Below are 14,705 nucleotides of genomic sequence, written 5' to 3' on the forward strand. Positions count from 1 at the left end.
GTTAAAGGAATAGAGTCTAAATTAGACATGAAAGTGCTAGTCATTCATTCTATTCATTATCCATCCAAACTATTAAAAACATAATTATATAAAGGAGGGTATGGCTTTTAACAGCTAAAGACATGAAAAAACAAATAAAAAGCTTCATCCTCACGTTTATTGCAGTGGTGATATTATGTTGTATGATGATAATTGTTGTTGTTGAACAATGGAGTCATACAGAAGCTGGAAAAGTACCAGCAAAAACAGCTGTGTTGTTACATGCAGTGGATAAAAACCTTGTTACATCTGGTATGAAGCCACCAAAATTTTTAACGGCATCAGGAACCTCAAGTTATAACCGAGAGACAAAGTACATCCCCATGTCAGATGGAGCAGAAATACCAATTCGTATATATGAACCAAAGATTTCTGGACCACATCCAATTATCATCTATTACCACGGTGGTGCATTTTTAGAAGGGTATGGGGATATCAATACCCATGATAATATTGTTCGAGCTCTTGCCAATAAAACAGGTAGTGTTGTCATTTCTGTTGGTTATCGTCTTGCACCAGAACATCCATTTCCGACAGCCACAGAGGATAGTTATGAAGCCTTACTTTGGGCTGTAGAAAATGCCAAGACGTATAATGGCAATCCAAACAAGGTTGCTATTGTAGGGGACAGTGCAGGAGGTAATATAGCCACTGTAGTTGCCATGATGGCACGTGATCGTAAAGGGCCTGCCATAACTGCTCAAGCACTCTTTTATCCACTTACGACATTCAAAGATGTTGCGTTTAATTCTAGAGAAATGTACGACAGTGGTTATTATTTAATCTCAAGAAACGTTATGTTAAAAGCACGAAAGTATTATACGCCAAACAAGGAAATGTGGTCTAACCCATATACATCCCCTTTACAAGCAGACAATCTTTCTAACCTTCCTCCCGCACTTATTATTACAGCCGAGTTTGATCCATTACGTGATGAAGGAGAAGCCTACGGTAAAAGGTTATCAGAATACGGTGTACCAGTTAAATCTATCCGCTATAATGGTGTTATGCATGGATTTGTGTCTTTTTATGAGGTCATGGATCGGGGAAATCATGCGTTACAAGAGGCAGCCATTTATTTGAATAAAGCGTTTAGTGAAGAGATTGCATACACCCCATATGACTTACAAATATATGAACACCAAAAGACTCTTGAAGCCATTCAGGAGCGAGGAGAGGCATACGCAATAGGCGGCTATTTACTCGGAAAACAAGCATTAACCAAGTTTGAATCCTGGTAAAAAAGTGTAACAATTAACGTTTTATCAATGCAACTCATTTTCTCAAATGACAAAATAAGAGATGACTTTCACCCGCTACTTCGGTCATCTCTTATTTCCTTAAAAGCTTGAAAATTTTCGCTATCAATTATCTAAAGAATTTCCCAGATTGGGAGTGGTTTATAATTTAATGATGGAAAGGGAGTATTTTTAAGGATCGTAACATAATAAGATTAGTTATCGCTTTTTCTTCGTATCTTTTATATTTGGTTGGTTTTTATTCACCTTTTCAAACAAGACGTTAACATGAACTTTGTTTTCTTCAATTGTCTTAACACTTAAAACCTTCCCTTTGCGACCTTTAATTTTTATATTTTCATCCACAGAAGGAATATTGTTGACTAACTGAACTAATTGCACTGAATTATTTTCAATAAAATGAATTACATACACCTTTAGATCACTCCATTCCATTAATATTTATATTTAAAAAAGAGGATGAGGTTGGTAAGACATTTTTCATCTCTTTATAAAATATTGGGTAATACATAGATTTAGACCGCAGTCATAAAACATTTATATATAACCCTCAGATTTTGGATATGGAGATCTGATATAGATAAAAAAATTCCTTTTTATAATATTTATAGTAATATTTATTAAGATCTAGCTATTGAACGTTTTGCTAATAGTGTAAAATAGTATTAGGCAAATCGCTAAAATATAAAATACCTTATGGAGGTTTTCACCTTATTATGTCTAAGCACTATGAAGATTCGAATTTAAAAATATTCTCCTTAAACTCAGACCCAGCTTTATCAAAAAAAATCGGCGAAATTCTTGGAGTTGATTTAGGGAAGTGTTCTGTTACTCGCTTCAGTGATGGAGAAATTCAAATTAATATTGAAGAAAGTATTCGCGGTTGTGAGGTTTATATTATTCAATCAATTAGCTCCCCAGTAAATGAACATTTAATGGAGCTTTTAATAATGGTAGATGCTTTAAAGCGTGCTTCAGCAAAAACAATCAACCTGGTTATTCCATACTATGGCTATGCTAGACAAGATCGTAAAGCAAGAGCAAGAGAGCCAATCACAGCAAAACTTATCGCAAATCTACTTGAAACTGCTGGGTCAACTCGTGTTATTGCACTTGACCTGCATGCACCACAAATTCAAGGATTCTTTGATATACCAATTGACCATCTTATGGGTGTTCCTATTTTGGGAGAGTATTTCCTAAATAAGCAATTAGATGATATTGTCATCGTTTCACCAGATCACGGCGGCGTAACTCGTGCTCGTAAATTAGCAGATAGGCTAAAAGCACCTATTGCAATTATTGACAAAAGACGCCCAAGACCGAATGTTGTTGAAGTGATGAATATTGTTGGGAATATAGAAGGAAAAACAGCAATTCTAATTGATGATATCATTGACACAGCAGGTACAATTACATTAGCAGCAAACGCTCTTGTAGAAAATGGTGCAAAAGAAGTATATGCTTGCTGTACACATCCAGTTTTATCAGGACCAGCAATTGAGCGGATTCAGAACTCTAAAATTAAAGAACTAGTTGTAACAGACTCAATAACACTCCCTGAAGAGAAGCGTATTGATAAGTTAGTTGAGCTTTCAGTTGCTCCGTTAATTAGTGAAGCAATCAAACGTATCCATGAAAAACAATCAGTGGATGAACTAGTTCAATAATGTCCGAAATATTTTGGCACCACCGAATAACAATGATTGCTTTCTAATGCATTATCGTTTTTATATGTTAACAAAAAAACTTCGAGGATTATGTGATGATAATCCTCGAAGTTTTTTGTTTTGTCCTGGTATTTTTATAAACATTTTGATTTTGAAAGGACATGTTTAGCGGTGCTTCCAATCAAGAAATTGATCAGTTAAAGAGGGAGTTCATATTATTATACTAGTAAATAATACGAAGTGGATGGTATAGATAATTATCAATTGGATGGTTAATCAATTTAGATTAAGATTTATACTAAACTATAGTCTTTTTTAATTACGATGGATTATCTTAATATATAAAGGGGATATAATAATGACAATTGCTATTATATTAATTGTTATTCTTGCTATTACTGCATTAATAGGTACCATACTTGCAGCAAAAGATAATGATAAAGATTATAATAAAAAAACAAAAGGAAATGTAACAAGATTAACTTCTATTTATGCTATTGTGATCTTTTTATCAATAATCGCTGTTGGTGTTTATATTACTGTTAGATAAAATACGAGATAAATTAAACCTTACACTTTCTAATAAACAATGTGTAAGGTTTTATATATTTATTTTTAATTTGTCTTTTTTTAAGGTTAGCAATTATACATAGATAAAATGACAAGGGTGGAAACAATGGATTGGAAACCTGACAGAACAGAAAAAAAACCTATCTACAAACAAATTGCTGAATATATCGAACATGAGATTTCCTCTGGTCATTTTTCTCCAGATAGTGTTTTACCTTCTGAACGAACATTAGCAAAAGAGTTGAATGTAAACCGCAGCACAATTGTGTCTGCATATGAGGAATTACAGTCACTTGGCATAGTAGAGCGAAAGAAGGGCAGCGGAACGAGGGTAAGTACAGATATTTGGGGCATTTCCCATAAACGTATCCCAAACTGGGGTCGCTATGTGGAGGATGGCTCATTTTTACCAAACCTTCCACTAGTACAGAGAATTCGATCAGAAATTCAAAAAAATGATTTAGTGAATTTAGCAAGTGGAGAATTAGCACCTGAGTTAATGCCTGATAATCATTTTAAAAATATCTTGGCAACTCAATCTTTCATAGGGAGCCTCGGTTATGATCATCCACAAGGAAATGATGACCTTAGAAAAACATTAGTATCTCATGTTAAAGAAAATAAACACATAGAAACGGATACTTCTTCCATTCTTATTACTTCTGGTGCACAACAAGCGCTTCACTTAATTGTAGAGTGCTTGCTTAAACCAGGGGATGCCGTTGCAATCGAGGATCCATCATATACGTATTCTTTACCTTTATTTCAATCTGCTGGATTAAGAACTTTTCTTTTACCAGTTGATAAAAACGGTGCTAATCCTGAAGATTTGCTCTTATTGTATAAAAAGCATCGCATTCGGATGGTCTTTTTGAATCCAGATTATCAAAATCCAACAGGAACTATTCTCAGCCTTTCAAGACGCAAGAAATTTTTGGAGATATCTACTGAATACGGTATTCCTATCATTGAAGATGATCCTTACAGTTTGACTTCCTACAATAACGAAGTCAATCCGACTCTTAAATCGCTTGATGAAAATGGAAATGTCCTATATATAAGTTCATTATCAAAAATTGTTGCTTCGGGATTAAGAATTGGATGGATTATTGGCCCTCCACAGGTGATCCAACGTCTAGCGGATGCTAAACAGCAGGTAGACTTTGGACATAGTGTATTTCCGCAGTGGATTGCAAATGAATTTTTGGGTTCAGAATATTTCAATTCCCATATAAATATGATCCGAAAGCAACTTAAACTTCGTAGAGACGAGCTTGTTTTAAGTCTCAAGGAGATTATGGGGGAACAGGTGAATTTCCTAACACCAGAAGGAGGCATCCACTTATGGTGTAAGGTAGATCCAACGATAAATGAGCATAAATTACTTGAAGAATCGATCAAAAATGGAGTTGCTTTTGTCCCTGGAAGCATCTTAGGTTCTAATAAAGGCTTTATACGATTTACATATGGACGGGGACAATTAGATTTGATTCGTAAAGGGATCGTAAGGTTTGCTGAATCACTTAATCATTTAAAACAAGACCGTTAATTAATGATTAAAAATAGAGGGGCACTTAGAGTGGAGAGAGGTAGCTGAAAGATCTTACTTTATAAAACTCTTTATTATGATAATGAATCCTTAATATGAATTACCTTATAAAATTGATTTAAATTATAACGGAGATGATAGAATAATGACCTGGCCTTTTGTAATTTTGTTGATTCTAGCTGGTTTACTTAAAATAGTAGTGACCTGTCTTCCAACCGGTGTTGTGGAATGGCTAATCAGCAAGTATGAATTGCATCAAAAACTTAGTAACGAGACTGTCACCGTAACCATCGATGGAAAACACTTGGTAGGTGCAGACAAAATTCAAGTTATTAATTATTTTAACGAAGCATTATATTTAGAGCGATATTACACATCTTTAGAAAACAGTGTAACTCCATTGATCATTGACACTACGAGAGGCAAAAACAATGTTAGGTTATTCGTGTACATTTACAATGATCGTGTTGATGTAGTCAAGACATACAAGAAGAAAGTAGTCGCATATCGACTGCGTTCCGATAACCTCCAAAAACGTTCTTTCGTAGTAACAGAGGATTTAGCATAATCAGTAAGCGGATATACCAATCTAGCGCTTTTCATAAAATTCCCCTTTCTAAGCTGTTCTGTTATGTAGTGTATGAGCGTCACCTTAAAGTGACGTTTTTTATATTGGATAAATTGTAATTAAGCTCTAGTTACTTAATTTTGATAAATAAGAAGGATTTGAAAAATATTACAATACATTCAAAAATTAATCCATTTACCCTTTCATGTAAACGCTTTAACATCAAAGGAGGACAAGCCAATAAAATAAATGAAAGAAGAGGGGGAAAAGAAATGTGGAGGAAGTTAATAGCAGTCTTCTTTGTTTTTTTACTCAACATACCCAGCCTAGTAAATGGACAGGGTAACATCAATCAAGAAAGTAATTCAGATTCTATTGGAGCACTTACAGAATTCACTGGGAATCCAATAATTAAAGAAAGATTTAGTGCCGATCCTGCAGCATTGGTACACGATAGTAAAGTGTATTTATATGTAGGTCATGATAATGCAGAAGTAACCAGCAATTTTTATGATTTACCAGAATGGAATATTTATTCTTCAACCGATATGAAGAAATGGACACTAGAAGGAGCTGTACCCAGAACCATATTTGATTGGGCGAGCGGAAATACTGCATGGGCATCACAAGCCATAGAAAAAGATGGTAAGTTTTACTGGTACACAACTGTATTTAATCCAGCTCAAGGGGAAAGAGGTTATTCAATAGGAGTAGCTGTCTCTGATGATCCTGTAAAGGGTTGGAAGGATGCAATAGGGAAGCCGTTAGTTAGCAATAGCATGACTGATAACCCACCGGGAATGGGAACTGAACCGTGGGATAATATCGATCCAACTGTATTTATAGATGATGATGGACAAGCATATTTGTACTGGGGAAACACGCATTTATACTATGCAAAGCTAAAAGATAATATGGTTGAACTAGATGGTGAAATCCATCAAGTTCAGATCAATGATATGCAGGGATCCTTTACAGAAGCTCCTTTTATACACAAATATAATGATAAGTATTATCTATCATATGCCATGAATTGGCCAGAGGATATAGGTTATGCCATTAGCGACAGTCCTTCGGGTCCATGGACATTTGCAGGAAAGTTAATGGATGCAACAGAAGGAACGGGAACCAATCATTCAGCAATTATTGAATATGAAGGACAATGGTATTTCATTTATCATACAGCTGGCTTGCCTACTGGGGGAGATTATCGTCGCTCCGTATCAATTGAAAAATTGTATTATAATCCTGACGGTACAATTAAGAAAATGAAGCCTACTGCTTCAGGGATAAGTGGCATTCCTCACTTATTACAAGTAGAAAGCGATAAGGCTTTTGTATATCATTCCAATCAGAATATCAACATTAACTCTCTTGTAAATAATCAAACTAATTTCCAATGGTCTATAGTTCCAGGCTTGGCTGATAATGGAGAAGGTTATTTATCATTTCAGGCTGAAAATAGGCCAGGATATTATTTAAAGAGAGATGGAACTAATTTGATTCTTGCAAAGAACAATGGTACTGAGGATTTTAAGGGGCTGGCTACATTTAAGGCCGTTTCAGGTATTGGAAATAATAAATGGTTATCCTTCCAAGCTTATAATGATGAAAAATTATATATTGTTCAACAGGCAAACCATTCATTAGGATTATCTTCACTTGATTTAATAGAGGAGAAAGGTAAGGCAACATTCAGTTTGAAAAAAGCCGATGTTACGGGTGTAACACTTGATATTGAATCAAAAATTCTTGAGGTGGGATCTACCACCATGTTAAGTGCAAATGTACTTCCTAATCATGCACTGATTAAAGGTGTCAAGTTCTACTCTTCTAATCCAAATGTAATCAGTGTTTCAGATTCACCATACATTTCACCAGATGGTGAAGTTCGGACCATTATAAATGCTAAATCGAAAGGGACTTCAGAAATTACAGCTATTACAGAAGACGGACATATCGCAACTACAATTAAGCTGGAAGTAAAGCAAAACGATAAAAAATCTACTAAACTAAAAGATGTAAAAATTAACTTTAACCCGGCAACTCGTGAAGTAACGATAGAAGGGTTTTTAAAGAAACAAAAGGATCGAATGGTAACCACAAAAATAGTAGATCCAAATGATAAAACAGAATTTATTGCCCAAACTTCGACTGAAAAAAATGGGAAATTCACATTTGATTTTATTTCAAACAATGTTAGCAGCGGAGAATACAAGGTGGAAATTTTTGAAAAAGATTTAGGAGAATATTTTCTGACAAGTTTTAACAAATTAGGGGAGTTAACGGCACATTACAATTTTAATAATAACGTAAGTGATCAAACAGATAATTTTGGTACTGGGACCTTTACAGGAAATAGAATAAACAACGAGGGCGGGAATATTACTTTTAGTGAGGGGATAGATGGTCAGGCTGCCTTTTTCGATGGTTCTTCTGGCATCCGTTTACCAATTGGGCTCATTGATACTCATACTTATAGTGTGTCTCTTTGGTTAAATCCGGAACAATTAACACAATTTACAACGACGTTCTTCGGAGCAAGAGACATGAGCAACTGGTTAAGTCTAGTTCCAATGGGAGGAGGAAATAATACATTGGTATGGTCAGGTAATAGCAGATGGTATGATGCCAATACTGGAATGTTGATCCAACCAAATCAATGGACCCATGTTGCTTTCACTGTCAACAATGGCGACATTCTCGTTTACCTCAACGGAGAAAAGAAGTTTTCAGGATCAAACTTTCCGAATGTTTTCACCAATTCGGATGCAGTCTTCAGTTTAGGTGTAAATTACTGGGATCTTCCTTTTAAGGGATTAATAGACGAATTAAAAATCTACAATAACTCGGTTCTTTCAGAAACAGAAATAAAAGAGTTTTATAATAAAGGGATCAATCAGTAGAAATAAGCTTTAGGAATAGTTGTATACTAAAAACTAAGTAATGAGTGCGTTGATCCAAAATGGATAAATGCACTTTTTTTGTACTAACGAAGCAGGTTAGTAAAAGGGTAATGTTTATTAATGTTAAAGATTATTACGTAAAATATAAATTTGACGTAATAATCTAAAGAATTTAAAATAGAAACATAGAATAAATGAATTCGAGGTGAAATTTTATCGCTAATGAGTCTCAGCAACAACATTATAAAAAACTACAAACTATGCTCAAGGAATTGCCATGGTATGTTGAAGAGTATATCGATCATAAACGAAGAAAACTTTCTGCAGCTTCATTACTAAATTATTGTCATGATTATAAAATCTTTTTTAACTGGATGATTTCAGAGCAACTTTTTTCAGGTGCAGTTAAGGATATTCCATTAGAAAGATTAGAAAAATTGACTGTGCAACAAGTGGAAGGATTTTTGTATGCTCTTCAGTACGAATTAAACAACAAAGAAATCACCGTTAATCGTAAGCTATCAGCCTTAAAATCACTGTTTAATTATCTACAAAACATCGCAGAAACTAGAGATTTAAAGCCTTATATCCAGCGAAATGTCATGGCGAAAATTGAATTTAATGAACTTAATGAAAATATGGAGACAACTGCCAACAAAATGGAAGGTAAAATTTTACTTGGTGATGAATATGAAAAATTTCGCCGTTTTGTTGCACATGATTACGGAGAAATCATTAAAGATAATAAGAAATTACTTAACTTTTATAAATTAAATCAAGAACGTGATACAGCGATCGTATCTTTAATTTTAGGGTCAGGTCTTCGACTTTCAGAGGTCGTAAACCTTGATATCGATGATATTGATTTCAGCAAATATTCTGCACGAGTAATAAGAAAAGGAAATAAAGAACAATATGTATTCTTTAGTAAAATTGCTATGGATGACCTACAACAATACCTTAAAATTAGAGGAAATCGGTATGGTGTTGAGAAAAATAACAAATCTTTATTTGTTGCAGCACCCATGGGACCTAAAGGAAAATCAAGACGACTAACCGGACGCTCAATTGAAAAGCTTATCGAAAAATATGCGATTGCTTTCGGGAAACCGGCCTTATCAGTACATAAATTAAGACATTCTTTTGCAACAAGATATCATTCAGAGATTAATGATGTACCTAAACTAAGAAGACAATTAGGACATTCATCGATACAAACAACGATGATCTATACACATATTAGGAATGATGATTTAAGGAGTGCTGTAGACAGAATGGATTTTCCTAAAGACTAATGTAAAAATAAAATTACTTTCATTCTATTACCCTCTTCTTCTTGATTTACAGAACATTTGTTCTTACAATAGAAGAAAAGGATATTTCTAAATGGAGGGTAATAGAGTGCCAAGAAAACCAGGTGTTACGGATGAGAATATAATTCAAATGTATAAAAGTGGGATGAAATTCAAAGAAATGATAGCAATTATTGGACTTTCCGATCGAGCTATTCGTAATGTACTTTATAAGCATGGTGTTGAAATGAATAGAGAACAATCATCGGGTCAGCCACGGAAGCATAAGGTAAACGAAGATTTTTTTAAGGTTTGGACACATGAGATGGCTTGGGTATTGGGTTTGTTCATTACAGATGGCTGTGTTCACAAACAACTTAATAGTATTACTATTTCTCAAAAAAATGAGGATATCCTTCGATTAATTGCAAATTACATGCAAGCTGATTATGTATTAGCATTAACCTATAAAACAAGATCAACACCAACATTAATTATTAATTCCAAAGAAATCAAATCTGATCTAGAAAAACTAGGAATAAATGCAAATAAATCATTAACAGTCCCCTTTCCAAGTGTCCCTCATGAATTTCTACCTTCATTTATAGCGGGTGTAGTCGAAGGAGATGGATGGGTTCAAAAAAGAGGATACGTGATGAACATTACCACTGGTAGTATTCAGTTTGCTGAAGGACTTTTATCAGTTTTTCAAACTTGGAACTTACGCTCGGAAATTACTACAGAATTTACCCAAGCAGGCAATCCAATTTACCGTGTTTGGGTTAAAGGGAAATTTACACTTCCTGAATTAGCAAAGATTATATATAATGATTCCATTAAACCATATGATTCATATAAAAAAGATTCTATGAGCCAACGTTTAACGGATTAGTAATTTATTAAATTAGGAGGATATTTATGTGGAAATTAGTTAATGGTAAGTTAATTCAAACTACAGATCCAACAAGGGTAAAATTCAGAACAAATATTAGTAAAACCATCATTGAAAAATTAAATACCTTAGCTTCTGAATATGATACTCACCCTAACTACTTACTTGAAAGTGGTTTACAAACTGTATTATCACAAGGAGTTATAACTTTTAGAAAAGAATTAAGACCTAAGGACCGTGTTCAATTTAAAACTACTTATGATAATGAATTGTTAGTTCGTGTGAAGGAATTTGCTAAGATACATAATTTATTTATTAATGATGTCATTGAATATAGTGTTGATTTTATTAATTTTGAAAACATTAAAAATAGCAGCTATAAACATCGAATAGAGTAATGGTTTTTTCTGTTTATTACAACGCCCCCTACATAATATATATTCTAGGAAGTTAAAAATTATAATCAAATTTCATCTCAAATCTTAAGTTTACTCAAGGAATTGAGACAGAATTAAAATTTACTGAATTTTGGCTAGTTCCTTTAATAATCATTATTGTCAAGTTGCTATTGTCAACTTGACGATAATGTTCTGCACCATCCTGTTAACTCTCTGGTACAGTTCGATACGTTTTGGGTATGTGAGATATAATCTCTTGGTACGTCCAAATAATCAACTATTTGGACGTCATGAATAATTGTATTTCAACAAGCTTTAGGAGATTTTTACTGTACCTTGCTGAATCATAAGCGGTCAACAGATTTGATGATCTAACCCCCTCCCTTGTTTGCCACTTTATTCAACAACAAAAACTACACGGCTATGTTATCTTTTGCGGGATCTCCAATGATAACAACTTTTCCTCCATCAAAATCAACATCTGAAGCAGCGCATTTATATGTCATTAGACAACCGAAGGAACATCCTCTAGAGCTTCTTCTAATGTTATTCACCTTATTCATCTTCTCTTTTAAAGGCTTTTCTGTATTAGCCTACAATTCTGTTCGTAAATTCCATAGCTCTGGGAAAAATCTTTGATCAAGAACTTGTTTTAAGTAATTGACACCAGAAGAGCCACCTGTTCCAATCTTGAATCCAATAATTCTTTCAACGGTCTTCATATGGCGGAAGCGCCATTGTTGTAAACTGTCTTCAATATCGACAAGCTTTTCAGCAAGTTGATATAAATCCCAGTACTTGTCAATATTTTTATAAACAGTTGTCCAAGCATCTTGCACACTTTGATCATGTTGATATGGTTGAGTAACATCACGATTTAGTACAACCTCTGAGATTTCAAATCCACCCCGTTGTAATGCTTTTATCGAAATATCATACAAACTTGGTTCTTGGTAAGCCTCATTAAGTTCTTTTGATAGCTTTGAATCTTTCTCATAAATTTTTAAAATATAGTCTGTTTTGTTGCCTAGAGCAAATTCGATTAAACGATATTGAAAAGATTGAAATCCTGAGGAGTTACCCAGTTCACCTCTGAACTCAAGATATTCTGATGGAGTTAATGTTGATAAAACATCCCATGCTCTGATAATCTGTGATTGAATTTGTGACACACGTGCAAGTTTTTTAAAACTTACTTGTAAGTCTCCATCAGAAATGGCTTGTTTTGCTGCGGTTATTTCATGAAGAATTAACTTCATCCATAGTTCGCTCACTTGATGAATCACGATAAATAACATTTCATCATGATGATCTGATAATCTTTTTTGACTGGAAAGAATGGAATCAAGTTGCAGATATTCACCATATGTCATTTTATCCCTAAAATTCGTTTCAATATTTTTTTCGTCGTCAGTTGGTTTTTTCATACTCCCACTCCATTCTTGTTCGATATTGGTCTAACAGCTGCTCTAACTAGGCTTCCGTCCGCATGTTCAATTGGAAGAGGTAGGGCAGATAACTCGTACTTACCTGGTTTAATATGATCAAGCAAAACATTTTCAAGGATATATATCCCATGTTTATAGATGCGATGATGGATTGGTAGTTCCTTACTGTCAATTTGATCGACGGAAGGTAAATCAATTCCAATTAATGTAATGTCCTGATTTTTCAAATAATCAATTGCTTCTAGAGTAAGAAGTGGAATTTTTTTGGGAAACACAGTTAAATCCCTTCTTGCTGACGTTCTTAACAATATTCGTTTTGATCCTTTTATTTCAAACTTTTTTAATACCTCAACATCGATCAGTTCATGTTGAGAAACATCAATAACTAGACATGGACCAATAAAAATATTAATGTCTAAATCTGTTACACGTGTTCCATTTTCCAAAAAGTGAAAAGGTGCATCAATATGTGTACCAGTATGTAAACTCGTTACCATTTTCCCAATATTAACTGATCCCGTTTCACTTTTACGAAAAACAACCTCGTATGAAAAAGGCGTGTCGCCTGGCCAATGAGCTATATCTTCCCTAAGTGGCTGAGAAATATCAATCCATTTTTCAGAAGTCATCCTTTCACCTCATTACGCAATAATTTCTCTTGTATTATCAAAATTTTTGTACTGCTCCTCTTCCATAATCTTCTTTAACACATTAACCGTTTTCCATATATCGTAAAAAGAATTATATAGAGCAACAGGTCCTAGTCTAATAAAATTAGGAGCTCTAAAATCTGGTATAATTCCATGACTTTTCAATGCTTTACAAATACTAGCTGATTGCGCGTGTTCTAGTAAAATATGGGCACCTCGTTTTTCTTCTTCAATTGGACTTACAATCTTAAATTTGTATTGACTTAATTCAAGTTCGATTAATTCAATAAAGTAATTCGTCATTTCAAGTGATTTCTTACGGATGTTGTTGATTCCAACTTCATTGAAGATTTCTAAAGCCCCTATTAATGGAGCCATACTTAAAACATGTGGCGTTCCAATCTCATATGCACCAGCATCAACAGCTGCTTCAAGGTTGTGATTCATATCAAACTGTATTTCTTTCCTTGAACTAAACCAACCTGCAATACCAGGTGTTTTCCCAAAGTATTTTTGGTTTACATACAAACCAGCAACAGCGCCAGGTCCTCCATTAATATGCTTATAATTGCACCATACTGCAAAGTCTACATCCCATTTATGTAAGTCATGAGGCACTGCACCTATTGAATGGCATAAATCAAAGCCAATTTGAATACCACGTTTATGTGCTTCCTGTGTCAAGCGTTCTATATCTAAAATTTGACCACTGCGATAAAGCACACTTGGTAAAAAGATCAACGAAATATCATCTGTCATATGTTCGATAATTTCATCTTCATATAGAATTCCATCTTTGCTTTTCACCTGAATGAGTGCATCTTTTGGATGATAGCTCTTGAGTTGAATTTGGCTTTTTAATGCGTAAATATCGGATGGAAATGTTGCATCATCCGCTAATATTTTGTTGCGGGAGGTAGTAGGTTTATAGAATGTAGAAATGAGCTGATGGATATTAACTGTTGTTGAACCTGTTACGATTACCTCGCTTTCATATGCTCCAACCAATGGTGCTAACTGCTTTCCTAACTGTTGTGATAGATCAAACCAAGGATAATCTCCTTTCATCCATCCATCAATTCCATATTCCTTCCATGAATGAAAAACTTTCATTAAAGATTGTTCTGCTCGCTTTGATAATAGGCCAAGTGAATTCCCATCTAAGTAAATTTTATCACCGATATAAAATTCATTTCTGTATTGAGCTAAAGGATCCACAGCATCTTTATTTTTAGCAAATTCAATCTTATTTATATTCTTATCCCCAGTCATTTCTTCACCTCATAAAAAAATTCTGAATTATTAAATTCATTATATTTACCCGATGCTTCTGTTAGAATTGATATTCGCCTTGTCGATTACCAGGATCCTATGGACATCTTTGAGAAAATTAAACAATATGATTCTAGTGTCGAAGTAGTATTTATCGGTTCGGTGAAACCTTCTGGAACGTCTGCTGATTTG

At 34.2% G+C, this 14,705-nt stretch carries 13 protein-coding genes; 9 read left to right on the top strand and 4 right to left on the bottom strand.

What is annotated here, in order from left to right; translation table 11 throughout:
* Positions 1-182: 182 nt before the first annotated feature.
* A complete protein-coding gene (locus WCV66_RS18380) occupies positions 183-1,280 on the top strand; it encodes an alpha/beta hydrolase (protein WP_338786437.1) in 1,098 nt (365 codons plus the stop codon).
* Between the two features lie 216 nt (positions 1,281-1,496).
* On the opposite strand, the gene WCV66_RS18385 is transcribed toward WCV66_RS18380, so the two are convergent.
* Positions 1,497-1,712, bottom strand: coding sequence for a hypothetical protein (locus WCV66_RS18385; RefSeq protein ID WP_338786438.1), 216 nt, complete (start codon positions 1,710-1,712; stop codon positions 1,497-1,499).
* 302 nt (positions 1,713-2,014) lie between these two features.
* On the opposite strand from WCV66_RS18385, the gene WCV66_RS18390 reads away from it, so the two are divergent.
* From WCV66_RS18390 to WCV66_RS18425, 8 genes are all read left to right on the top strand, one after another.
* The gene (locus tag WCV66_RS18390; RefSeq protein ID WP_066340678.1) at positions 2,015-2,968 is read left to right on the top strand and encodes a ribose-phosphate diphosphokinase; all 954 of its coding nucleotides are present in this window, start codon (positions 2,015-2,017) and stop codon (positions 2,966-2,968) included.
* Between the two features lie 358 nt (positions 2,969-3,326).
* A complete protein-coding gene (locus WCV66_RS18395; protein WP_338786439.1) occupies positions 3,327-3,518 on the top strand; it encodes a hypothetical protein in 192 nt (63 codons plus the stop codon).
* A gap of 126 nt (positions 3,519-3,644) precedes the next feature.
* Positions 3,645-5,087 carry a PLP-dependent aminotransferase family protein gene (locus tag WCV66_RS18400; protein ID WP_338786441.1) on the top strand — a complete coding sequence of 481 codons (1,443 nt, stop codon included), beginning with the start codon at positions 3,645-3,647 and terminating at the stop codon, positions 5,085-5,087.
* 145 nt (positions 5,088-5,232) lie between these two features.
* Positions 5,233-5,655 carry a YfmQ family protein gene (locus WCV66_RS18405; RefSeq protein ID WP_338786442.1) on the top strand — a complete coding sequence of 141 codons (423 nt, stop codon included), beginning with the start codon at positions 5,233-5,235 and terminating at the stop codon, positions 5,653-5,655.
* A gap of 272 nt (positions 5,656-5,927) precedes the next feature.
* The gene (locus tag WCV66_RS18410; protein ID WP_338786444.1) at positions 5,928-8,561 is read left to right on the top strand and encodes a family 43 glycosylhydrolase; all 2,634 of its coding nucleotides are present in this window, start codon (positions 5,928-5,930) and stop codon (positions 8,559-8,561) included.
* 260 nt (positions 8,562-8,821) lie between these two features.
* Positions 8,822-9,856 (top strand): tyrosine recombinase XerS, encoded by a 1,035-nt coding sequence (gene xerS, locus WCV66_RS18415; protein WP_413789596.1) that lies wholly within the window; start codon positions 8,822-8,824, stop codon positions 9,854-9,856.
* A gap of 106 nt (positions 9,857-9,962) precedes the next feature.
* Entirely contained in the window at positions 9,963-10,745 is a 783-nt protein-coding gene (locus WCV66_RS18420; RefSeq protein ID WP_338786445.1) for an LAGLIDADG family homing endonuclease, read from the top strand.
* A 26-nt stretch (positions 10,746-10,771) separates the two neighbouring features.
* Positions 10,772-11,143 carry an rRNA methyltransferase gene (locus WCV66_RS18425; protein WP_338786446.1) on the top strand — a complete coding sequence of 124 codons (372 nt, stop codon included), beginning with the start codon at positions 10,772-10,774 and terminating at the stop codon, positions 11,141-11,143.
* Between the two features lie 593 nt (positions 11,144-11,736).
* On the opposite strand, the gene kynA is transcribed toward WCV66_RS18425, so the two are convergent.
* The 3 genes from kynA to kynU are packed head-to-tail and all read right to left on the bottom strand — an operon-like array spanning position 11,737 to position 14,513.
* Positions 11,737-12,570 carry a tryptophan 2,3-dioxygenase gene (gene kynA / locus WCV66_RS18430; RefSeq protein ID WP_338786447.1) on the bottom strand — a complete coding sequence of 278 codons (834 nt, stop codon included), beginning with the start codon at positions 12,568-12,570 and terminating at the stop codon, positions 11,737-11,739.
* The gene (gene kynB / locus WCV66_RS18435; protein ID WP_338786448.1) at positions 12,567-13,220 is read right to left on the bottom strand and encodes an arylformamidase; all 654 of its coding nucleotides are present in this window, start codon (positions 13,218-13,220) and stop codon (positions 12,567-12,569) included. Before kynB ends, kynA begins: the two co-directional genes overlap by 4 nt.
* 12 nt (positions 13,221-13,232) lie before the next feature.
* Positions 13,233-14,513, bottom strand: coding sequence for a kynureninase (kynU, locus tag WCV66_RS18440; protein ID WP_338786449.1), 1,281 nt, complete (start codon positions 14,511-14,513; stop codon positions 13,233-13,235).
* Positions 14,514-14,705 lie beyond the last annotated feature (192 nt).

Source organism: Metabacillus rhizosphaerae, from assembly GCF_037201795.1.
Taxonomy (GTDB): domain Bacteria; phylum Bacillota; class Bacilli; order Bacillales; family Bacillaceae; genus Metabacillus; species Metabacillus rhizosphaerae.